The sequence below is a fragment of the Paraburkholderia hiiakae genome (genome assembly GCF_904848665.1).
Classification (GTDB): Bacteria; Pseudomonadota; Gammaproteobacteria; order Burkholderiales; family Burkholderiaceae; genus Paraburkholderia; species Paraburkholderia hiiakae.
The window spans coordinates 158,682-180,316 of the sequence record NZ_CAJHCQ010000011.1 but is presented as its reverse complement, the minus strand read 5'-3'; the positions used below and the strand labels follow the sequence as shown (position 1 = coordinate 180,316).

Sequence of the window (21,635 nt, the reverse complement as noted above, 5' to 3'; positions counted from 1 at the left end):
GGCTCGATTCCCGCCGGATGCGTGCGCCCGCCCGGCCGCCCAACGACCGCCATGAGACGCCTTCCCCCGCTCAACGCCCTGCAAATCTTCGAAACGGTCGCCCGCTACGGCAGCTTTACGCGCGCGGCCGAGCATCTTTGCCTCACTCAAGGCGCGGTGAGCCGGCAAATCCTCACGCTCGAGCAGTATTACGGCCTGCCGCTCTTTCGCCGCTCGTCCAAGGGTCTCACGCTCACCGCCGAAGGCGAACAGCTGTTGCCCGCCGTGCGCGACGGCTTCGGGCGCATCGAGGAAGCCTCGCAACGGCTCACGCGCCAGCGCACCGAACTTGCGCTCAAGGTGCCGACCTGCGTGATGCGGTGGATGCTGCCGCGCATCATGCGCTTCCAGAACGAGCACCCCGACCTGCAGATCCAGATCACGACCACGTGGGGGCACGAAGTCGACTTCCAGGCGGAGCCGTTCGACGCGGCGATCATCTACGGTTCGTCGCCCGGCGCCGACGTGCACGCGGTGCCGCTCTTCGACGAATACCTCACGCCCGTCTGCACGCCCGAACTGCTCTCGCGCCGCCCGCTCGTCAAGGCCGACGACCTCGCGCACCAGACCCTGCTGCACCCCACGCGCGACCATGCCGACTGGCGCCTGTGGCTCGCGCGCGCAGGCGCGAAAAAGGTCGATGCCGATCTCGGCCCTACGTTCGAATCGCTCGATCTCGCGGCGACTGCCGCGATGCAGGGCTTTGGCGTCGCCATTACCGACCGCACGCTCGTGCGCGAGGATGTCGAGACACGGCGCCTCGTCATGCCCTTCGACCTCGCCGTGCCCACGGGCTCGCGCTACTATTTCGTGTACCCCGAGTGCGTGGCCCAGCAGAAGAAGGTGCAGTTGTTCAGCGAGTGGATCGGGCAAGACCGCGCGACGCCGTAATGCCGTCCGTCGCGCCCCCATGAGCGCCGTGCATGGCGGGCATGAGAATTAATCGATTGCATGCGGGCCGCTCTTTCGGCGTAATGGGCCGCTCCGTGCGAGGCGCGCTCATTGCGCGGCCTTGCACCTTTCAAGCCACGCGGCCGCGCGCCGCCCGAAGGGAGACCGACCATGCAGAGCGCCGCCCAGGCCCGCTCGAAGCTGCCCGATGTGGGCACGACGATTTTCACGGTGATCGGCCAGCTTGCGGCCGAGCATCAAGCGTTGAACCTCTCGCAAGGCGCGCCGAATTTCGACCCGAGCGCGAAGCTCGTGGACGACGTGGCCGCCGCCATGCGCGCAGGCCACAACCAGTACGCGCCGATGGCGGGCCTCGCCGACTTGCGCGAAGCGCTCGCCGCCAAGTTCGAGACGCTTCACGGTGCGCACTACGATCCGTCGAGCGAAGTGACCGTGCTCGCGAGCGCGAGCGAAGGCCTGTACTCGACGATCAGCGCGCTCGTGCACCCCGGCGACGAAGTGATCTATTTCGAGCCGGCGTTCGACAGCTATGCGCCCATCGTACGCCTGCAGGGCGCTAAGCCCGTGGCGATCAAGCTCGCGCAGCCGCATTTCCGCGTGGACTGGGATGCGGTGAGCGCGGCCATCACGCCGCGCACGCGCATGATCATCGTGAACACGCCGCACAATCCCACGGCCACGATATTCGGCGAGGACGACATTGCGCGGCTCACCGCGCTCACGCGCAACACCGACATCGTGATTCTCTCCGACGAAGTGTACGAGCACGTGGTGTTCGACGGCGCGCCGCACCGGAGCATGGCGCGCTACCGCGAGCTTGCCGAACGCAGCGTGATCGTTTCGTCGTTCGGCAAGTCGTATCACGTCACGGGCTGGCGCGTGGGCTACTGCCTCGCACCCGCCGCGCTGATGGACGAAATCCGCAAGGTCCACCAGTTCATGGTGTTTTCCGCCGACACACCTATGCAGTATGCGTTCGCGCAGGCACTTGCCGAACCGCAAAGCTATCTGGGTCTGGCGGCCTTCTACCAGCACAAGCGCGAGCTGCTCACACGCGCGCTGGAAGCCTCGCGATTCGAGTTGCTGCCCAGCGAAGGCAGCTTTTTCATGCTCGCGCGCTTCCGGTCTTTCTCGAACGAGCGCGACAGCGACTTTGTGCTGAGGCTCATCCGCGATGCCCGCGTGGCGACGATTCCGCTCTCGGCGTTCTACACCGACGGCACAGATGAAGGCATCATCCGCCTGAGCTTTGCCAAGGATGACGAAACATTGCTCGAAGGCGCGCGTCGCCTTTGCGCGATTTAAGGCATCTGCATTCGAAACACAACGAAACTGATAGGCAAGGAGATCATCATGAAGCGACTCAACGCGCTCCTCGCGCTTGCATGCGTGTACGGCGTGCTCGGCCCGGCTTCGGCATTCGCCGACACAAACCTGTTGCGCTTCGGCGTCGAGGCGCAGTATGCGCCGTTCGAAACCAAGGCCTCGGACGGTACGCTGCAGGGCTTCGATATCGACATCGGCAATGCCGTGTGCGCCAAGGCGAACATGACCTGCAAATGGGTGGAAACGTCGTTCGACGGCCTGATTCCCGCGCTGCAAGGGCGCAAGTTCGACGCCATCAACTCGGCGATGAACGCCACCAAAAAGCGCCGCGAGGCCATCGACTTCACCACTGTGATCTATCGCGTGCCGAGTCGCCTGATCGCGCGCGGTGACAGCGGACTCGTGGCCACCGCCGCCTCGCTCAAGGGCAAGCGAGTGGGTGTACTGCAGTCGTCGATTCAGGAAACCTACGCAAAGGCGCACTGGGAGCCGGCCGGCGTGACGGTCGTGCCCTACCAGGACCAGAACCAGATTTACGCGGACCTCGGCGCGGGGCGTCTGGACGCGACGCTCCTGCTCGCGCCCGCGGGCCAGAAAGGCTTTCTTTCGCAGCCCGAAGGAAAGGGCTTCGCGTTCGTGGGCGAGGCCGTGCGCGACGACAAGATTTTAGGCAGCGGCGTGGCGTTCGGCATCCGCAAGGGCGACACGGCGTTGCGCGATCGCCTGAACGCGGCCATCGCGAAGATCGAGTCCGACGGCACGGTCACGTCGCTCGCACGCAAATACTTCGGCGATATCGACGTCTCGCCCAAGTAAGAGGCCGCACACAGGGGCGCGCGCCAGGCTTGAGCGAACTCAGCGCCGCCCCTCCCGCGAATTGCGGTTCACTTGAGCATCGTTCTTCGTGCGCTGCTGGTGTGCATCGGCGCCCCGGCGGTCCGTGTCCTCCTGCCCGCTTTCCACGTCGCTATGCCCCTGGCGGCCCACCGAGCGCGGCTCATGCGGGTGACGCCGCGCGAGCGGCTCGCTGCTTTCATGCTGCGGATGCTTGACGTTCGTACCGTCGTCGTCCGCGCTCTCGTGATGCTTCATGGCTGCCTCCTTGCAATGCAATACCGCTGCGCTCATTCGCGCAACGGTTCGACGCTGCGGGTCGGGTCGTGAAGCGGCCCGCAACGAGCATAGACATGGCTCTCTCCTTGCGGGCTTCGACAGGTGGCAGTTCCCGGCCCGACCCGCGCTTTCTCCTGCCGCTTGCCAGTTAGCGCATCGGGCGTGCCCAGATCCCGCCGCTACAGCTACACCTAGCCTGCCGCGGCCGCCTGGCGCTCCACCCGCGAGCGCGACGAAGCGTGCAGCCCGAGGTTCGCCACCAGGGCGACCAGCGCCGAACCGATCACGTACCACGCAGGCGCCGCCGGCGATCCGCTCGCACGCACGAAGGCCGCGCAGAGTAACGGCGCAAAGCCGCTGAACACGACCACCGAAACGTTGTACGCGAGCGCGATGCCGCTAAAGCGCACCTGCACCGGAAAGAGGTCGGCAAGTACCGAAGCCCACGTGCCGCTTGCGAGCGAGAACACCAGCGCAGCAAGCACGAACAACACCACCACGTTCATGCTGTGCGACGCGAGCGCCGTATAGAAAGGCCACGCAAGCGCGGCGAGCAGCACGCACGAAACACGTAGCAAGTATCGACGCGGCACGAAGTCGCCAGCCCAGGCCGCCGCGAGCAGCCCCGCCGAACTCACGAGCAAATACGCATTCTGTGCGAGCGCGGCCTCGCGCGGCGCGTAGTTCAGCGTCTCGATCAGATACGCGGGCATGTGGCCGTAGAGCACGCCGTTGAAGCCCGCCATCACCGCAATCGAAAGCGCACCGCCCACCACCGCGCCGCGATGATGGCGCAGCGTTTCGCGAAATGGCTGCTTCACCACGGCGCCCTGCATCTGCTTGAACTCGGGCGACTCGTCGAGATTGCGTCGCAACAGATACGAAACGATCCCGCACACACCGCCCACGAGGAACGCAATGCGCCAGCCGTAGCTCGCGGCGTCGGCAGGCGTCAGCGCGGACTGCACGGCGAGATTGACGATCGTCGCGAGCATCACGCCCGTATTGATCGCGCAGACGATCACCCCGGCCGCGAGGCCCGCGCGGCGCGGCGCCGCTTCCACCGCATAGGTGATCGCACCGGGCATTTCGCCGCCCACGCAAAAGCCTTGCAGCACACGCAAGCCAATCAGCGCGATGGGCGCGGCAACGCCCCAGCGCGCGTAATTGGGCAACAAGCCAATGCAGATGGTCGCCAGCGTCACGACGACGATCGAGCCCACGAACACGGGCCGCCGGCCGATGCGGTCGCCAAGGCTGCTGAGCACGATGCCGCCGAGCGGCCGGATGATATAGCCGATGGCGAGCACGGAAAACGTGAGCAGCATGCTCACGAGCGGATCGCTCGCCGGAAAGAATTGCGCGGCGATCGAGTGCGCGAAGAAACCGTAGATCACGAAATCATAGAACTCCAGCGAGCCGCCCAGACTCGCAATGAGGATCATTTTCCATTGGGCGCGGGTCAGGCCAGGTGCCGCGGCCTGCGATGCTGGCCGTGAGGGTGTCGTCTCCATATGCTCTCCTTAATGATGGAATTGGCGGCGCTTGGGGGCTGTTAGCGGATCTTCGTCCTGCGCCCTGGCTTCAAAGGCATCGGCCCGGGCGGCCGCGTTCCACTGCGCCGCCCTGAGGCCGGGTCAAACGGGGTCGAGCGGGGTCAAGCGGGTTAAAGCGGCGTCAAGCCGGATTAAGCTGCCGCGGCCTCGCGCCGCTGCTGCGCACACGCAACGCCTGCGCGTTCGAGCAGCGCATCCAGTTCGCTCGCATCGTGCGCCACGCCGCCAACATAGCGGTCGGGCCGCAGCAGCACGGCGCGCGCGCCGGCTTGCGCGAGCCAGGTTCGAAGCGGCTCTTGCATAGCCGGAACGATCGCCACGCGCTCGCGTTGTGGTGTGTTCGCGAGCGCGTCGTGTGCGCGTTGCGCAAGCGCTTCGTCAACGACCAGCGCGAAGCGATAGCCCACGGCGTCGTCCAGACGCGTACCGTCTTCGAACACGGGTTGCGGCCCGATATCGCCGCCAGCGGCACCCGCATGCCAGCCCGGCCCCAAACGCGGCTCCGGCGTGCGGAACTCGCGAATCGCCGCCGTCATCGCGCGGTCGCGCGCGGCCACGGCGTCGCTATCGGTCGCCTGAATGACGCCGCCCAACTGCACCGCCGTTTCGATGAACGTGCGCACGTGCGGCTCGCGCTCGCTCTCGTAGGTATCGAGCAGCGTTTCGGGCAGCGCGCCTTCGATCACATCGGCGAGCTTCCATGCGAGGTTCGAGGCGTCGCGTATGCCCGCCGCCATGCCCTGTCCCATGAACGGCGGCGTCTGATGTGCCGCGTCGCCCGCGATCAGCAGCCTGCCGCGCCGCCAGCCTTGCGCGATCACCGAATGAAACGTGTAGATCGCCGAGCGTTCGAGTTGTGCGTGCTCGGGCGTGATCCATCGGGCGAGCCGCTCCCAGATCCATTCGGCCGTGCCGACACGGCGCTCGTCGTCGCCCGGCATCACCATGATTTCCCAGCGGCGGCGGTTGTGCGGCCCGCGCGTGTAGGTGGTTGGGCGCGCAGGGTCGCAGTACTGGATCGAGTAGTCGCCGAGATCGGCGCGCTCGCCTTCCAGCAGCACGTCCACCACAACCCAGCGCTCGTGCGATTTCAGATCGGCAAGCTCCGTGCCGATGAAGCGGCGTACCGTCGAGCGCGCGCCGTCGCAACCCACCACGTAACGCGCCGTGGTGCAGTCAAGACGACATTGCGCCGTATCCTCGAAGCGGATGCGCACGTGGTCGTCGCGTTCGTCGAGCGCGAACACCTCGTGACGCAAACGCACGTCGGCCCCGCCGCGCGCGGAAAGTTGCGCGCGCAACGCCCGTTCGAGATCCGGCTGATGAAATTTGTAGCTTGCGCACCAGCCTTGCGGGCCAATGCCGCCGGGCCGGCTCCAGTCGATCATCAGCTCGCCGCGCGCGTTCACGAACTTCATGCCGGGCCCGACGAAGAGGTTCGGCAGCAGCATTTGCGCGATCCCGGCGGCCTGAAACACGCGCATGCATTCGCCGTCGAAGTGCACAGCGCGCGGCAGCTGGAACACGTCCTTGTCGCGCTCGAACACCACGACTTTCAGGCCGCGCAGCGTGAGCAGATTGGCGAGCGTTGCGCCCGTCGGCCCGAAGCCGATGATCGCGACATCATGGTCGGGCGCCGGATTTGCTTCGCATACCGAATTGCTTACGAGATCCTTCATCCCATTCACCTGATACATAGCTAACTGCGTGGATAACTCCGTGGATGACCGCGCCGCCCGCATCGTACGGACGGCGTCCTGCAACTTACGCTTCGTCTGCGATGGCATTCCTGAGCGTGCCGATGCGATCCACCTCGACTTCCACCACGTCGCCATGCTTCATGAAAAGCGGCGGATTGCGCTTCGCACCCACGCCGCCCGGCGTGCCGGTCACGATCACGTCGCCGGGGAAAAGCGGCGTGAAGGTGGAGAGATACGCGATCTGCTTCGCAATGCCGTGAATCAGCATCTGCGTGGTCGCGCGCTGCACTTCCTGGCCGTTCAGGCGCGTGACGAGCGTCATCAGCGCATTCGGCTCGATCTCGTCGCTCGTGACCATCCACGGGCCGAACGCGCCCGTGCGGTAGAAGTTCTTGCCGGGCCCCCATTGGCCCGTGTGGCGCTGCCAGTCGCGCACCGAGCCGTCGTTGTAGCAGCTGTAGCCCGCGATATGGCGCCACGCGTCGGCCTCGGCAATGCGCCGTCCGCCCTCGCCGATGATCACGGCGATCTCGCCTTCATAGTCGAACTGCGTCGACTCGCGCGGACGCAGCATCGGCTCGCCCGCGCCCACCTGCGATGCCGGCAGGCGCATGAAAATCACGGGCTGCTCGGTGGTCTCGCGGTTGGTCTCCTTCACGTGCTCCGCGTAGTTCAGGCCCACGCAGAAGATCTGCTGCGGATTCGCAATGACGGGTTCGAGCGTGACTTCGGCGAGCGGATAGTCGCCCTTGCCTTCGCTCGCGGCGTGCTCGGCTTGCGCAAACGCGCCGGCCGCGATCAGCGACTTGAGGTCCGCATAGCGGCCGTCGAGGCGCTTCTTGAGGTCGAAAACCGCGCCGCCGCGCACAACGCCGAACGACGAACCTTCATGGGTGGAAAAGCTGGCGAGTTTCATGATGCTCCGGTGATAAAAAGTGGGTTTTCTCTGGAATCGGGACGCGTATTTTTTGGTGCGTTTATCGTATTTTGAGAATACACTACGCAAAACGCCCTGCACAACTTCATTTTTATCAGGGTTTATCACTACTACTGGAGACAGCATGACTCTGCCGAACACCGAACAAGCCACGAAGCGAACCGGCCTCACGCTCAGCCACATGGGCTTTTTCGTGACCGACATGGCGAAGGTCGAAGACTTCTATACGCGAGTGCTCGAATTCACGGTGACGGACCGCGGCACGCTGCCCTCGCCGCGCGGCACGGTCAACCTGGTTTTTCTCAGCCGGGATCCCCGCGTGCATCACCAGATCGTGCTGGCGAGCGGCAGGCCCGAACAGTTGCCGTTCAATCCGATCAACCAGATTTCACTGGAGGCGGACAGCCTCGCCACGCTCAAGCACTTTCACCGGCGCTTCGTAGAGGAAGGGATGGAGGAAATCGTTCCGGTCACGCACGGCAATGCGATTTCGTTCTATGCACGCGACCCGGAAGGCAACCGGCTGGAGATTTTCATCGATACGCCGTGGTACGTGGATCAGCCCATGCGTGTGAGCGTGGACTTCACGCTGCCCGACGAGGCGTTGCTAGCCGAGGTCGAGCGCCATGCGAGCGCGTTGCCGGGGTTTCGGCCGCGCGCGGTGTGGGAGAGGGAGATGGCGGTGCGTATGGGCGTAGCGTGACGCCGTTCCACCGCTTTACGACTCGATCAATGCACGCACGCGCGTGGAAATGCGCGCGGCGGCTTCCTTCACGGCCTCGACCACGCGCTCGAGGTTGAAGAACGCGAGGCGCTGCTCGGGTACGACGAGCGCAAGCGAGGCCACGGCTTCGCCGGATGCGTCGGTAAAGAGCGGCGAAGCGACGGCGGACATGCCCGCTTCGAGTTCGCCCTTCGAGAGATAGAAACCCGCGCGGCGGATCTTGAGCAGACTCGCGCGGAATTCTTCGAGCGAGGCGCCGAGTCCGCTAGCGGCGATGTCCTCGGGGTACTGCTCGAACAGCGCGGCGAGCTTCGCCTTGGGAAACGTGGAGAGGATCGCCTTCGGCGCAGCGCCAAGAAAGAGCGGACGCGGACGGCCACGTCCATAGCGCAGGTCGAAAACGGCGTCGTGCGATTCCCGATGGGTATCGACGAGTTCGTTGCCATACCAGCGCGACATGACGGCGTCGAAGCCCGATTGCTCCGCCAGCTCGCGCATGACCGGCTGCCCCGCCTTGAGCAGCGGATCGGAAATACGCAGATGGTAGTCGAGCGTGATGATGCGCGGGCCGAGGCCATATTCGCCGCCCACGAAGCGCAGCAGCATGCCGGTGTCGACGAGTTCACGCAGATAGCGGTAAGCGGTCGGCACCGAGCATTGCAGTTCGGCCGCCACCTGTTCGGCGGAAAGAAAAGGCCGCGCCTCGGAAAAGAGTTCGAGGATGGACAGCAGTTTCGCAATGCTCGACAAAGGCCGGTCTCCGGTCATGCTTGAGGTGGCCAATTATAGCGGCACGCTTCAGGGCGTTCGTGCCCCGCAAACCCCGCGGCACCATGCAAAACCGCCGCATTGCAGGGCGCGCTTTACACGCGCCCTGCAATGCGGCGGTCGGTACGGATTACCGGTGCCACATGCGCCGCGCATCCATCAGGCGATATTCGCCTGACATCATTCATGCGCGGCACATGTTTAGCATAGCTTTACTGCATATGCTGGCCGCCGTTGATAGGAATATTTGCGCCCGTCACGAAGCCCGCTTCGTCCGAGCACAGGAACAGCACGAGTGCCGCGACTTCGCCAGGATTGCCGAGGCGGCCCATCGGGATCTGCGGCAGGATTTTCGTATCGAGAATGTCCTGAGGAATGGCGGTCACCATCTTCGTGGCGAGATAGCCCGGCGAAATGGTGTTCACGGTCACGCCCTTGCGCGCCACTTCCAGCGCGAGCGACTTCGTGAAGCCGTGCATACCGGCCTTCGCGGCGGCATAGTTGGTCTGGCCGACCGAACCCTTCGAGCCGTTCACCGACGAAATATTGATGATGCGGCCCCACGCGCGCTCGACCATGCTGTCGCACAGCGGCTTCGAGATATTGAAGATCGAGTCGAGATTCGTGCGCAGCACGGCGTCCCAGTTGACCTTGTCGAGCTTGCGGAACGTCATGTCGCGCGTGATGCCCGCGTTGTTCACGAGAATATCGACAGGGCCGACTTCGCTCTGGATCTTCTTCGCGCCGCGCTGGCACGAGTCATAGTCGGCTACGTCCATGCCACATGCGTGGAATTCGCGATCGGTCTCCTTCATGCGCGCCAGCCAGTCTTTGGCGCCCGCGTTATCGGGCGAATGCGTCACGACGACGCGATAGCCCGCATCATGCAGCTTCACGCTGATGGCCTCGCCAAGGCCGCCCATACCACCTGTTACCAATGCAATACGATTCGTCATCCTATATATCCGCGAGAGTTGTGCGTCATTTAATCCGTGGCGTTACGCGTTACGCGAGCAGGCGCCACATACACTGTTGCCCAGCTTCACCCTCCACCCAGGATGAAGACAAGGCGAATACCGCGCGGCTTCTGGTCAATTTCTAGTATTGCGCGTGGTTGCTGCTACGGGCGGCTCGCCGCTGCTTGCGCGTGCGACGAGCCGCTTGCTACCTGGTTACTACGTTGCTTAGTGCTTTGAAAGCGGCATCAAGCAGGATCAAGCGAACTCAAGCGCGCTCGAGCGCGAGCGCCACACCCATGCCGCCGCCGATGCACAGCGAGGCGAGACCGCGCTTCGCATCACGGCGCTGCATTTCGTGCAGCAGCGTCACGAGAATCCGGCAGCCCGATGCGCCGATCGGGTGACCGATCGCAATCGCCCCGCCGTTCACGTTGATCTTCGACGTGTCCCAGCCCATCTGCTTGTTCACGGCCAGCGCCTGGGCGGCAAAGGCCTCGTTGATCTCCATGAGATCGAGGTCGTTCACCGACCAGCCCGCGCGCTCCAGCGCACGCTTCGAAGCCGGCACCGGGCCCATGCCCATGATCTTCGGGTCCACGCCGCCGCTTGCGTACGCCTTGATGCGCGCGAGCGGCTTCAGGCCCAGCGCTTCGGCCTTCTTCGCCGACATCACCACGACCGCTGCCGCGCCGTCGTTGAGGCCCGAGGCGTTCGCCGCCGTCACCGTGCCTTCCTTGTTGAACGCCGGCTTCAGACCCGCGAGCGATTCGGCCGTCACGCCATGGCGCACGAATTCGTCGGTCGCGAACTGCAGCGGCTCACCCTTGCGCTGGGGAATCGCCACCGGCACGATTTCCGCATCGAAGCGGCCCGCCTTCTGCGCAGCCTCAGCCTTGTTCTGCGAGAGCGCCGCAAACGCGTCCTGCTCCTCGCGCGTGATGCCGTATTCCTTCGCGACGTTTTCCGCCGTCACGCCCATGTGGTACTGGTTGTACACGTCCCACAGGCCGTCGACGATCATGCTGTCGATGAGCTTCGCATCGCCCATGCGAAAGCCGTCGCGCGAGCCCGGCAGCACGTGCGGCGCGGCGCTCATGTTTTCCTGGCCGCCTGCGACGACGATGTCCGAATCGCCCGCGATGATCGCGTTGGCGGCCAGCATCACCGCCTTCAGGCCCGAGCCGCACACCTTGTTGATCGTCATGGCGGGAACGGCCGTGGGCAGCCCCGCCTTGATCGATGCCTGGCGCGCCACGTTCTGGCCCGAACCAGCGGTCAGCACCTGACCCATGATCACGTCGCTCACCTGGTCGGGCTTCACGCCGGCGCGCTCGAGCGCGGCCTTGATGACGATGGCGCCCAGGTCGGGCGCCGCCACCTTCGCGAGCGAGCCGCCGAATTTGCCTACTGCCGTACGTGCGGCCGAAACGATCACAATGTCAGTCATGTTGAGCTCCTGCTCTGCAATTACGCTGAAATATCGATGTTTTGAAAGCTGAGCCGGCAAATGCCACGCCCTCGTCGTTTAGTTACGACGACGAAGGCGGGTCTTGGGGTCTTGCCGGTCTGGCAGGAACGGAAATCAGGCCTTGGCCGGGCTCGTCGCCTTAGCGGTTGCCGGCGTGGCTTCCTGGACGGAGGCGGCAACGTTCTGGAAATTGCTCTGGGCCGTTTCGATGGCCTGGCGGGTCACGCCGCGCAGCGTCTCGGCGGCATTGTTCACGGCGGCGAACGTCGAGTTCATGGCCGCGACGAAAGACTCCGCGCCGACCGGTGCGTTTTGCGTCAGGCCTTCGGAAAAGGCCTTGAAGCGCTGCTCCTGCTCGCCCGATTGCGCCTGGGCGGCCTGGATCAACTCGTTTTGCGTCGTCGTCGCGATGTCGACGAGGTGGCGGCCGTACGACATGGCCTTGGCGGCCGCTTGCTGCGACGCACCAATCTGTTGCGTCAGGAACTCGGTGGGATTGCCGCTCTGCAGGGCACCCTTGAGTGTCGCTTCACTTTCAGCGATAGCAGCCTTGCTGGCCTGCACGTTGAGATCGATCACGGCCTGCACACCCTGGAAAACGGGTTTCGTGAGCGCAAAGAACGCTGCGACGCCAGCCTGGTAGTTCGCGCGGAATTGTTCGGGTGCGGAAACGGACATCAGTTCATGCTCCTTGGTTAGTCATACTAATGAAAGCGCCAACCCCCGATGGCTTGACTTACGGCTGTATTCCTATGTTTGGAAACTAATGTTGCATTGCCGCAGTCAATCTAGAATGTCCATTCTAAGACAGAAATTTAACAATTTTGTGGCGGTTCATATTAGGTATAAACCCTTAACGTAAGTCTTTCGGGTTCGGATCTTGCAGTTGTCAAGCAACATACTTTCCGAATCGGTAAGTTCGACGTTGAGCGCGGAAATTGCATGCGGATTAAACGGCCCGCGACGGATTTTCCCCGCGGCGCCGTTCAAGTCATATAGGGGCTGTTGACCACTGGGTCGAGGACGGCCCGAACTGGCGATGGATTCCGGGCCACTGGGCATGACGTGGCGTAGATCGGCATAACGCGTGAATGCCCGACTTCAAACTGAGAAACGACAATGACGGCGCGGCAGCGGGTTCGCCTGCGGTTCAAACTTTGCAGACCTCCAGGGCCAGGAAGGCCTTGAACGAACGCGATCCTGACGCGGACCTCGTCGCGCGCGTCGGCGCGCGCGATCCGCTTGCCGTGCGCGCGCTCGTCGCAAGCAAGCTGCCGCGCCTTATCGCACTCGCCACGCGCATGCTGGGCGACCGCAGCGAAGCCGAAGACGTCGCCCAGGAAGCTTTCATGCGGATCTGGAAACAGGCGCCGGCCTGGCGCACCGGCGAAGCGAAATTCGACACGTGGCTGCATCGCGTGGCGCTCAATCTGTGTTACGACCGCTTGCGCGGACGCCGCGAAGAGACCGTAGAAGACGTGCACGCCCTGAGCGAGCCGACACCCGATCCCGCAGGCTCGCCCGACCAGCAGATCGAAGCGCGCACGCGCGACGAACGCGTGCGCGCCGCACTCGCGGCGCTGCCCGTGCGTCAGCGCGAAGCGCTCGTGCTCACTTACTATCAGGAGCTGTCGAACCTCGAAGCAGCCGGCCTGATGGATATTTCGGTGGACGCGCTCGAAAGCCTGCTGGCGCGCGCCCGGCGCACCTTGCGCGCTCAACTGGCCGGCGAATCTGCCGGTAAGGACTCCGTATGACACTCGAACGATTTCACACCCTCGTCGCGGCTTATGGCGCCGACCCGCAGCGCTGGCCGCAGCGCGAGCGCAACGACGCGCTCGAATGGGCGCGCGCGCATCGCGCGCAAGCGAGCGCGGCGCTCGATGAAGCCATGGAGCTCGATAGCTGGCTCTCCCGCGACATGGTTGCGCCGCCCACGCGCGCGCGCTTCGAAGAGATCGTTGCGGGCGCACCGGTCAAGCCCGCAGTCAGGCCCGCAGTTAAGCCCGTTTCCGCCGCGAAGCGCCGCAGATTCTGGTGGTCCGGCGCGGCATTCGCGGGGGTGGGTCTCGCCGGAGCGCTCGCGGGCGCGCTGACGATATCGCTTGTCGTGCTCGGCGGCACGACGCCCGCAGCACCGCACGAGACCTGGCTCACCACGAGCTTTGGCGGGACGAGTTCGGACTGGAGCGAATCGAACCTCAACCCCGGCGCCGGAGGGAGTGACGAATGAACGGCCGCTCATGGAAGACGCTCCTCGTCGGCTCGGTACTCCTGAATGTCTTTCTGCTCGGCGCCATTGCGGGCGGCGCCTGGCGCTGGTTCGCCGTGCGCGGCGAGCCGCAGGTGCAACCCGCGCAGCGCGTGGCGTTGCGCTTCGCCACCGAGGAACTTTCGGCGCAGCGCCAGCAGCAGTTCGAGCAAGCGCTCAAGTCCTCGCGCCGCGAAGGCCGCCAGTACGCGCGCGACGGACGTGACGGACGGCGCGAGGTGCTCGACCTGCTCGCCGCGCCGCAACTCGACCGCAACGCCATCGACACCGCGCTCACGCGCACGCGCACAGCGGATAGCGCGTTGCGTGCGCAAGTCGAAAGCGGCGTGGTCGATTTCGCGGCCACGCTCACGCCCGAAGAACGCGTGAAGTTCGTCGAAGGACTCGAAAAGCGCGGCCAGTGGCGGCTGCCGGCGCAGCAGCAAAAGCAGCCGCAACATGCCGTAAGCGACGCAGGCGGCTCGCAATAAAAAAGTTGGCGGACCAGCGACGGATAACGCGAGCGACGACCGTTTAACGGGAATACGCAACGCTCCAACGAGTACAAGGACCGCGCATGGAAAGCCTTTCGAATACCCGCGCCGGCGCGATCGCCATGAACCGCTTCGGCCTCGGCGCGCGCGCCGACGAAACGCCGCCCGCCAATCCTCAAGGCTGGCTGCTCAGCCAGTTCTCCGCATACGAACCGTTGCCCGCAGCATGGCGCAACGAGCCGGGTACGCTGGCGCTCGCCGAGCGCTTCGGCACAGAGCGCCAGCAAGGCATGGCGGGCGACGCGGCAGCGAGCGCGGCTTCGGACACCAACGCACGAACCAGCGGGCAACCCGACGCACAACAAGCCGCACGCCGCGCGGTCAATCAGGCGATCCGCCGCGAGAGCGTGGGCATCTACCGCAGCGCCGTCAACGCGCGCCTCACGAGCGCCTTGCAGACCGACACGCCTTTCGTCGAGCGCCTCGTGCATTTCTGGTCGAACCACTTCGCCGTATCGGTGGATAAAGCGCTGATTGCAGGCATTGCGGGCGCATTCGAAATGGAAGCGATACGCCCGCACGTGCTCGGCAATTTCGCGGACATGCTGGTCGCGGTCGAGCAGCACCCAGCCATGCAGCTCTTTCTCGACCAGACGCGCTCCGTTGGGCCCGACAGCCGGGCCGCGCTACGCGCCGATGAGCGCGACCCCGCGCACAAGCGTGGTCTGAACGAGAACCTCGCACGCGAGATCATGGAACTGCACACGCTCGGCGTGCGCACCGGCTACACGCAGGACGATGTGACCGAATTCGCACGTGCGCTCACGGGTTGGAGCGTGGCGGGGGTGCGCGGGCCGCAGCCTGGGAATGCGGCCAACGCGGTGGCCAATGCGGAGGCCAATGCAGCAGCGCCCGGCAGCTTCGTGTTCCGCCCGGCACAGCACGAGCCGGGCGCGCGCACCGTGATGGGCAAGCGCTACGATCAACCGGGCGAGCAGCAGGCGCTCGCCATCCTCAACGACCTCGCGCATGCGAGCGCCACGAGCCGCCATATCGCGTTCCAGCTCGCGCGCCACTTCGTCGCCGACAATCCGCCGCCCGCACTCACCGAGCGCCTCGCGCTCGCCTTCGAACAAAGCGGCGGCGATCTCCCGACCGTGTACCGCGCGCTCGTCGAAGCGCCGCAAGCGTGGGCGCCGGTCGATGCGAAGTTCAAGACGCCGTGGGAATGGACCGTTTCGTCGATGCGCGGTCTAGGCTGGCGCGGACTCAGTGAAGTGAGCGACATCAATGCCGCGCCGCTGCTCACGCAGCTTGGCCAGCCAGTGTGGCGGCCGGGTTCTCCCGCCGGTTACGACGATATCGCCGCAAGCTGGGCCGCGCCCGATGCGCTCGTGCGCCGCGTGGAAGTCGCGCAGCGCTTCTCGGCGCGCGTGGGCGACCGGCTCGACCCGCGCACGCTCGGCGACACCCTCATGGGCGCCACGCTCAGCGCGCCCACGGCCACCGCGGTCGCGCACGCCGAAAGCGCATCCACTGCGATCGCCTTGCTGCTCGTCTCGCCCGATTTCCTGAGGAGATAACCGCCATGGTTTCCCGCCGCCATTTCCTGCGCGTCGCCGCCGCCGGCGCGGGCGCGATGCTCGTCGCGCCACAGATCGTGTTCGCCAGCGCCGAAACCGAGCGCCGCTTCGTGTTCGTGATCCAGCGCGGTGCGGCCGACGGACTCAACATCGTCGTGCCCTATGCGGAGCCTGCCTATGCCGCGCTGCGCGGCCCGCTCGCCATCGACATTGACCGAGCCACGAAACTCGACGGTACGTTCGCGCTGCACCCGTCACTCGCACAGATGGCGCAGATGTATGGCGAAAAACAGGCCCTCTTCGTGCATGCGATCGCCTCGCCGTATCGTGACCGCTCGCACTTCGACGGTCAGAACGTGCTGGAAACGGGCGGCCGCGCGCCTTACCAGGTCAAGGACGGCTGGCTCAACCGCCTCGTCGCCATGCTGCCTGCCTCGCGCGAAAACGCCATTGCGCTCGCGCCCACCGTGCCGCTCGCGCTGCGCGGCTCGGTCCAGGTGAGTTCGTACGCGCCCTCGGCGCTGCCCAACGCTTCCGACGATCTGCTCACGCGGGTTTCGGCGCTCTACGAAGCCGATCCGCAACTGCGCTCACTCTGGACATCGGCAATGAACGCACGCGGACTCGCCGGCGACGCCAGCGCACGCCAGGACCCCGCGAGCGTCGGCAAGCTGGCAGCGAGCTTTCTTTCGCGCCCCGATGGCCCGCGCATCGCCATGATCGAAACCGGCGGATGGGACACGCACAGCGCGCAGAATGCGCGGCTCGCGAATCAGCTAAAAGCGCTCGACACGATGCTCGCGTCGCTGCGCGACGGCCTGGGCCCCGCGTGGGACAAGACCACGGTGCTCGTCGCGACGGAGTTCGGCCGCACGGCCGCGGCGAATGGCACGGGCGGCACCGACCACGGGCAGGCTTCGGTGGCGATGCTCGTGGGCGGCGCCGTGGCGGGGGGGCGCGTACAGACCGACTGGCCGGGACTGCGCACCGCGGATCTCTACGAGTCGCGCGATCTCAAGCCCACCGCCTCACTCGACGCATTGATAGCCGGTGCTGCCGCCGAGAGTCTCGGGCTCGATCCGCAGCGTACGGCATCGACGCTATTCGGCGACGCAGGCACGAAATACGCGATTACGGGTTTGATAAGAGTGTGAACGAGCGATGAGACCAGGCATCCGTTCGGATAACCAAACAACGTAAATCAGTGGGGGACAACCGTCATGAAGATAAAACGACTGTACCCCGTTACCCTGGTCGCGTGCGCCGCCCTGCTTTCCGCTTGCATCGTGGAGCCCGCCCACCCACCGGAGCCGGCGCCGCGCGTCGAGGCACCGCCGCCCGCCCCCGCCCAAGGCTACGCCTGGGCCAAGGGCCACTACCGCTGGGATGGCAACCAGTGGGTGTGGATTCCGGGGCATTGGGTGCAGGGGTACTAAGTCTGTTTTCCGCGGCGGTCACATCGCATCCAGCGGATAAATCGGCCGCCGCACCTTCCTGAATTCAAGCTTGCCGTAATCCGAAGTCGTGACGCCCACGCCCGCGCATTCGATCACCTCGCGCGCGAGGTCGCCGAAACCGGCGCGCCAATGCACGCGGCTTTTCAGCACGATATAGCGCTTTTGCGTCGGGTCGATGCCCACTGAAGAGAGGCAGTTCAGATCGAACGGCTCCTGATGCGCCGATACCACCACGATCTCCACCTTGCCGGTATCGAGCACCACGGTCGGACCGGTATTGTTGAGCGCGCCGCGATACATCGGGCCACGATTGCGGAACACGCCGTCGAACACGAGCTTCACGCGCGCCGTCACTTCGATGGGGCGGCTCGTCTCCTGCAATGCAGGCATCGGCAGCTTGCCGCCCAACGAAAGCGTGACTTCATTGCCGATGCCCGCGGCTATCGCCTGCTGCACCGCCTCGGGATCGTAGATCGCATAGAACACCGCATTGTCGAGCCCTTGTTTCAGGACCTCCGCCAGCACCTCGGTGGTATCCATCGTCCCGCCCGACGCTGTGTTGTCGCAATGGTCGAGCAGCACGAGCGGGCCAGCCGTTGTCGAAGCCTTTGCGCGCGCAACCGATTGCGCCAGCGGCTCGCTCGCATAGAGAAACTTTTCGCGCTCGCGCCACGCTTCGTCGAGCAGCGCATCGCGCAGCGTGGCCGCCTTCGCCTTGTCGCCATCGGTACAGACCACGACACTCAGGCCCGCGTTCTCGATATCGGCGTTCGGAAAGCCCACGAACAGCGAGGCCGCCAGCGCGTCGCCTTGCTCGTACATCATGCAGCGTGCCTGCAGCGATCGATTCGGCTCGGCGTGCGTGCCCTGACGCATCACGTGAGGCAGCATCGGTTTGTTGCCCCACGCCATCACCGGCTTGATCTCACCCGCGATCGTGCGCGCGACTATGCGCGCCGCGCGCAATCCGGCCTCGTACATGTCGACGTGCGGATACGTGTGATAGCCGGTGACGACCGTCGCGTGCTTCACGATGTCGTCGTACACGTTCGCGTGCATGTCGAGCGTCACGCCCACCGGCGTAGTCGGGTCGATCTCACGCAGGCGGCGCAGCAGCGTGCCTTCGCCGTCGTCGAGCGATTGCGTGACCATCGCGCCGTGCAGATCGAGCAGGATACCGTCGTAGCCGCCCTTCGCAACCGCGTCGAGAATCAGTTCCGTGATGCGGCGATAAGCGTCGTCATGCACGGGGCCGCTCGGAAAGGCGTCGGCGGCAACGGGCAGCACGATTTGCGCGCCAAGCTCGTCCGCCACGTCGATGTAGGCGCCCAGCGCGCCGCCCGTGCCGCGGTAGGCTTCGAGAGCCTCCGGGCCCGCGACGGCGCCGCCCGTGCGGCGAAAGAAGCGCTCGAACGGCGTGGGAACCGGCGAGAAAGTATTGGTTTCGTGCTTGAACATCGCGAGCAGCAAACGCATGAAGGTTTCCTTTCGAAGTGGAGGACGTTTTCTTCGCACTGCCTGGCTAGTTATGCAAACCCCAAAGTGTGACCAACGCTCGTCCGATGTTCACCTCGTAAGCCACGTCATATCGGCATCGAGCGGATACACCGGGCGCGCAAGCCTCTCATACTGAAAGAGGCCGTAGTCCGAACCGGTCACGCCGCGGCTGTCGCATTCCACGAGCGCGGCCGCGATCGGCACGAACACCGGACGGCAATACATGCGCGACTTCAGCAGCAGAAAGCGCGCGCGGCGCGGGTCGATGCCCACGCTCTCGAACACGCCGAGGTCCCACGGCTCGTGCGTGCGCTCGGTCACGACGAGCGTCGCGGCACCGATGTCGAGTACCGCCGCGCGCCCCATGTACGCGCGCTGGCCTGTGTAGGTCGGGCCGGTGATCACATATTCGCCGTCGGTGATCGCTCGCACCACGCCCGTTGCCATGAAGGGCGCGCGCGGTGACGCACCTTCGCGCGCGAGCTTGTTCCCAACGCCGAGCGTGACCCTGGCGCCCACGCCCGCTTCAATGAGCGCCGCCACGGCTTGCGGGTCGCATAGCGGGCCGCTCACCATGCCGGTGAGCCCTTGCGTGAGCGCGGCTTCGAGCAGGTCCATCGTGTCGCAGGTGCCGCCCGACATGCAGTTGTCGCCGTGGTCGAGCAGCAGCACGGGTTTGTCGGCGCCCGGCGCCAGTTGCGCCGCCTGAGCGATCGACGCTTCGAGCGGGGGACTGCGATAAACGAATTCGCCCCGTTCGTTCCAGATCTGCCTCGCGATACGCTCTGCAACTGCCTCGGCGGCCGCCGCGTCGCCGTTGCCCACCACCACCACGCTGATGCACGGTGCGGGAATGTCGGCAAGCGAAAAGCCCGCGAGCACCGAAACGGCCAGCATGCCCTGCGCCTCGGCCTCACGCGCCGCTTCGACGGCGCGGTGCATCGCACCCTCGGCGCTCGCGCTGCGCAGCGTCGAAGTGAGCAGAGGCGGCTGCCGCCACGCCAGCACCGGCTGCGCGCGACCCTGCATGCGATCGAGCAGCAAGCGCGCCGCGTGTTCGCCGGTCTCGTACATATCGACGTGCGGATAAGTCTTGAAGCTCACGATCACATCCGCGTTGTCGATCATTTTCTGCGTGACGTTTCCGTGCAGATCGAGCGCGACAGCAATCGGCGCATCGGGCAGCGCGGCGCGCACGCGTGCGAGCAGATCGCCCTCGCCGTCCGCCGACTGCTGCGCCACCATCGCGCCGTGCAGGTCGAGCATCACCGCGTCGCAGCCGGACGCAGCAGCAACGATGGCGTCGCAGATCGCATCGTATGCATCGGCGGCAACGGGGCCGCTCGGATTCGCCGAAGCCGAAACGGGTGTGACGAGTTGCGCGCCTTCGCGCTCGGCCGCGTCGATGAACGCCGACATCGCCGTGCGCATGCCCTTGTTCTCGCGATACGCCGCTTCGCCCCACGCCGGCCCATCGCCGCCGAACGCCGCAAGCGGCGTGGACACCGGTGAGAACGTATTCGTTTCGTGATTCATTCGTGCGATCAGGACTTTCATGCAGCGCCCTCCTCACCCGTAGCAGCCACGCCCGCCGCCGCCAGCATCGCGTGCAGCAGCACGTTGCAGCCGGCCTCCAGATGCTCTGGGCGCGCGTCCTCGATTTCGTTATGGCTGATGCCGTCCTTGCAGGGCACGAAGATCATGGCCGTGGGCGCGACGCGCGCGAGATAGACGGCGTCGTGTCCCGCGCCGCTCACCACGTCCATGGCGCAAAGCCCGAGCGTTTGCGCGCCCGCTCGCACGGCTTCCACGAGCGCGGGATCGAAGGGCTGCGGCGGGAAGTACACGACCTGCTCGACGTCGATATTCATCCCTGCCTGCCGCGCAGCCGCGGCGCACGCCGCGCGCAATTGCGCGTCCATCGCGGACAGTGCATCGTCATCGGCGGCACGCAGGTCTACCGTCAACGTCACGCGCCCCGGAATCACGTTGCGCGAATTGGGACGCACGTCGAGCCAGCCCACGGTGCCTCGCCCATGCGGCGCGTGCGCAAGCGCGATGCGGTTCACCTCCTGAATGAGTGCCGCCGCAACGAGCAGCGCGTCGCGGCGCGAATCCATCGGCGTGGGGCCCGCATGCGCCTCCATGCCGTGCACCGTGACGTCGTACCAGCGTTGGCCGAGCGCGCCCTGCACCACGCCTATCGTCTTCTCGTGCGCTTCGAGTACGGGCCCCTGCTCGATATGCGCTTCGAAATACGCGCCCACGCGATGCGGCGCAAAGGGGCCCTCGCCCGCATAGCCAATCTTCGCAAGCGCTTCGGACACCGACACACCATCCCAATCCCGCTGCACGAGCGCATGCTCGAGTGTGAACGCACCGGCGAACACGCCGGACCCCATCATCACCGGCACGAAGCGCGAGCCTTCCTCGTTGGTCCACACGGCCACTTCGAGCGGCGCGAGCGTGCGCACGCCCGCTTCTTCCAGCGTGCGCAGCACTTCGAGGCCCGCCAGCACGCCGTAGTTGCCGTCGAACTTGCCGCCTGTGGGCTGCGTGTCGATATGGCTGCCCGTCATCACGGGCGGCAGGTCGTCTCGCTCGCCCGCGCGCCGCGCGAAGATGTTGCCGATGGCATCCACGCGCATCGTACAGCCCAACTCCTTCGCCCACGCCACGAAGAGATCGCGCCCTTCGCGGTCGAGCGGCGTGAGTGCGAGGCGGCACACGCCGCCCTTTTCCGTTGCGCCGATTTCGGCCAGCCGCATGAGGCTGTCCCACAGGCGTGCGCCGTTCGTGCGCAGGCCGGCGACCGGCTCGCGAGTCATTTCCTGAACTTGCATCGATTGGG

At 65.5% G+C, this 21,635-nt stretch carries 21 protein-coding genes; 10 read left to right on the top strand and 11 right to left on the bottom strand.

The annotated features are described in order from the left end of the window. Positions 1-51: 51 nt before the first annotated feature. The 3 genes from JMY28_RS21550 to JMY28_RS21540 all read left to right on the top strand — a co-directional run bounded on the left by JMY28_RS21550 (position 52) and on the right by JMY28_RS21540 (position 3,093). Positions 52-930 (top strand): LysR substrate-binding domain-containing protein, encoded by an 879-nt coding sequence (locus tag JMY28_RS21550; protein ID WP_201697935.1) that lies wholly within the window; start codon positions 52-54, stop codon positions 928-930. 171 nt (positions 931-1,101) lie between these two features. Then, positions 1,102-2,256: a methionine aminotransferase gene (locus tag JMY28_RS21545; RefSeq protein WP_201697934.1), complete on the top strand. Its 1,155-nt coding sequence runs from the start codon at positions 1,102-1,104 to the stop codon at positions 2,254-2,256. Positions 2,257-2,304: 48 nt separating this feature from the next. Further along, the gene (locus tag JMY28_RS21540; protein WP_201697933.1) at positions 2,305-3,093 is read left to right on the top strand and encodes an ABC transporter substrate-binding protein; all 789 of its coding nucleotides are present in this window, start codon (positions 2,305-2,307) and stop codon (positions 3,091-3,093) included. Between the two features lie 39 nt (positions 3,094-3,132). Here JMY28_RS21540 and JMY28_RS21535 read toward each other — a convergent pair whose 3' ends face one another. The 4 genes from JMY28_RS21535 to JMY28_RS21520 all read right to left on the bottom strand — a co-directional run bounded on the left by JMY28_RS21535 (position 3,133) and on the right by JMY28_RS21520 (position 7,562). Next, positions 3,133-3,369, bottom strand: coding sequence for a hypothetical protein (locus JMY28_RS21535; RefSeq protein ID WP_201697932.1), 237 nt, complete (start codon positions 3,367-3,369; stop codon positions 3,133-3,135). 212 nt (positions 3,370-3,581) lie between these two features. Next, the gene (locus JMY28_RS21530) at positions 3,582-4,904 is read right to left on the bottom strand and encodes an MFS transporter (RefSeq protein ID WP_236596976.1); all 1,323 of its coding nucleotides are present in this window, start codon (positions 4,902-4,904) and stop codon (positions 3,582-3,584) included. A gap of 173 nt (positions 4,905-5,077) precedes the next feature. Then, positions 5,078-6,625, bottom strand: coding sequence for a bifunctional 3-(3-hydroxy-phenyl)propionate/3-hydroxycinnamic acid hydroxylase MhpA (gene mhpA / locus JMY28_RS21525; RefSeq protein WP_201697931.1), 1,548 nt, complete (start codon positions 6,623-6,625; stop codon positions 5,078-5,080). A gap of 85 nt (positions 6,626-6,710) precedes the next feature. Continuing rightward, positions 6,711-7,562, bottom strand: a complete 852-nt coding sequence (locus tag JMY28_RS21520) for a fumarylacetoacetate hydrolase family protein (protein WP_201697930.1) — start codon at positions 7,560-7,562, stop codon at positions 6,711-6,713. Between the two features lie 145 nt (positions 7,563-7,707). Here JMY28_RS21520 and JMY28_RS21515 point away from each other — a divergent pair, with 145 nt between their 5' ends. Then, on the top strand, positions 7,708-8,286 hold the full coding sequence (locus JMY28_RS21515; protein ID WP_201697929.1) for a VOC family protein: 579 nt from the start codon (positions 7,708-7,710) through the stop codon (positions 8,284-8,286). A 15-nt stretch (positions 8,287-8,301) separates the two neighbouring features. On the opposite strand, the gene JMY28_RS21510 is transcribed toward JMY28_RS21515, so the two are convergent. The 4 genes from JMY28_RS21510 to phaP all read right to left on the bottom strand — a co-directional run bounded on the left by JMY28_RS21510 (position 8,302) and on the right by phaP (position 12,180). Next, the gene (locus JMY28_RS21510) at positions 8,302-9,057 is read right to left on the bottom strand and encodes an IclR family transcriptional regulator (protein WP_201697928.1); all 756 of its coding nucleotides are present in this window, start codon (positions 9,055-9,057) and stop codon (positions 8,302-8,304) included. A 230-nt stretch (positions 9,058-9,287) separates the two neighbouring features. Beyond that, positions 9,288-10,031 (bottom strand): acetoacetyl-CoA reductase, encoded by a 744-nt coding sequence (gene phbB / locus JMY28_RS21505; RefSeq protein WP_201697927.1) that lies wholly within the window; start codon positions 10,029-10,031, stop codon positions 9,288-9,290. Between the two features lie 268 nt (positions 10,032-10,299). After that, positions 10,300-11,481, bottom strand: a complete 1,182-nt coding sequence (locus JMY28_RS21500) for an acetyl-CoA C-acetyltransferase (protein WP_201696930.1) — start codon at positions 11,479-11,481, stop codon at positions 10,300-10,302. 135 nt (positions 11,482-11,616) lie between these two features. Beyond that, positions 11,617-12,180: a TIGR01841 family phasin gene (gene phaP, locus JMY28_RS21495; RefSeq protein ID WP_201697926.1), complete on the bottom strand. Its 564-nt coding sequence runs from the start codon at positions 12,178-12,180 to the stop codon at positions 11,617-11,619. A gap of 413 nt (positions 12,181-12,593) precedes the next feature. Here phaP and JMY28_RS21490 point away from each other — a divergent pair, with 413 nt between their 5' ends. From JMY28_RS21490 to JMY28_RS21465, 6 genes are all read left to right on the top strand, one after another. Beyond that, positions 12,594-13,259, top strand: coding sequence for an RNA polymerase sigma factor (locus tag JMY28_RS21490; protein ID WP_201697925.1), 666 nt, complete (start codon positions 12,594-12,596; stop codon positions 13,257-13,259). Next, the gene (locus tag JMY28_RS21485) at positions 13,256-13,735 is read left to right on the top strand and encodes a hypothetical protein (protein ID WP_201697924.1); all 480 of its coding nucleotides are present in this window, start codon (positions 13,256-13,258) and stop codon (positions 13,733-13,735) included. The genes JMY28_RS21490 and JMY28_RS21485 overlap by 4 nt, the downstream gene beginning before the upstream one ends. Continuing rightward, entirely contained in the window at positions 13,732-14,244 is a 513-nt protein-coding gene (locus JMY28_RS21480; RefSeq protein WP_201697923.1) for a periplasmic heavy metal sensor, read from the top strand. Before JMY28_RS21485 ends, JMY28_RS21480 begins: the two co-directional genes overlap by 4 nt. Positions 14,245-14,330: 86 nt before the next feature. Further along, positions 14,331-15,830: a DUF1800 domain-containing protein gene (locus JMY28_RS21475; RefSeq protein ID WP_201697922.1), complete on the top strand. Its 1,500-nt coding sequence runs from the start codon at positions 14,331-14,333 to the stop codon at positions 15,828-15,830. A gap of 5 nt (positions 15,831-15,835) precedes the next feature. After that, a complete protein-coding gene (locus JMY28_RS21470) occupies positions 15,836-16,984 on the top strand; it encodes a DUF1501 domain-containing protein (RefSeq protein WP_407945525.1) in 1,149 nt (382 codons plus the stop codon). 66 nt (positions 16,985-17,050) lie between these two features. After that, positions 17,051-17,266 (top strand): YXWGXW repeat-containing protein, encoded by a 216-nt coding sequence (locus tag JMY28_RS21465; protein ID WP_201697921.1) that lies wholly within the window; start codon positions 17,051-17,053, stop codon positions 17,264-17,266. A gap of 18 nt (positions 17,267-17,284) precedes the next feature. On the opposite strand, the gene JMY28_RS21460 is transcribed toward JMY28_RS21465, so the two are convergent. The 3 genes from JMY28_RS21460 to JMY28_RS21450 all read right to left on the bottom strand — a co-directional run bounded on the left by JMY28_RS21460 (position 17,285) and on the right by JMY28_RS21450 (position 21,627). Next, positions 17,285-18,763 (bottom strand): M81 family metallopeptidase, encoded by a 1,479-nt coding sequence (locus tag JMY28_RS21460; RefSeq protein WP_201697920.1) that lies wholly within the window; start codon positions 18,761-18,763, stop codon positions 17,285-17,287. A 90-nt stretch (positions 18,764-18,853) separates the two neighbouring features. Further along, positions 18,854-20,341, bottom strand: a complete 1,488-nt coding sequence (locus tag JMY28_RS21455; RefSeq protein WP_201697919.1) for a M81 family metallopeptidase — start codon at positions 20,339-20,341, stop codon at positions 18,854-18,856. Next, positions 20,338-21,627, bottom strand: coding sequence for a Zn-dependent hydrolase (locus tag JMY28_RS21450; protein WP_201697918.1), 1,290 nt, complete (start codon positions 21,625-21,627; stop codon positions 20,338-20,340). The genes JMY28_RS21455 and JMY28_RS21450 overlap by 4 nt, the downstream gene beginning before the upstream one ends. Positions 21,628-21,635 lie beyond the last annotated feature (8 nt).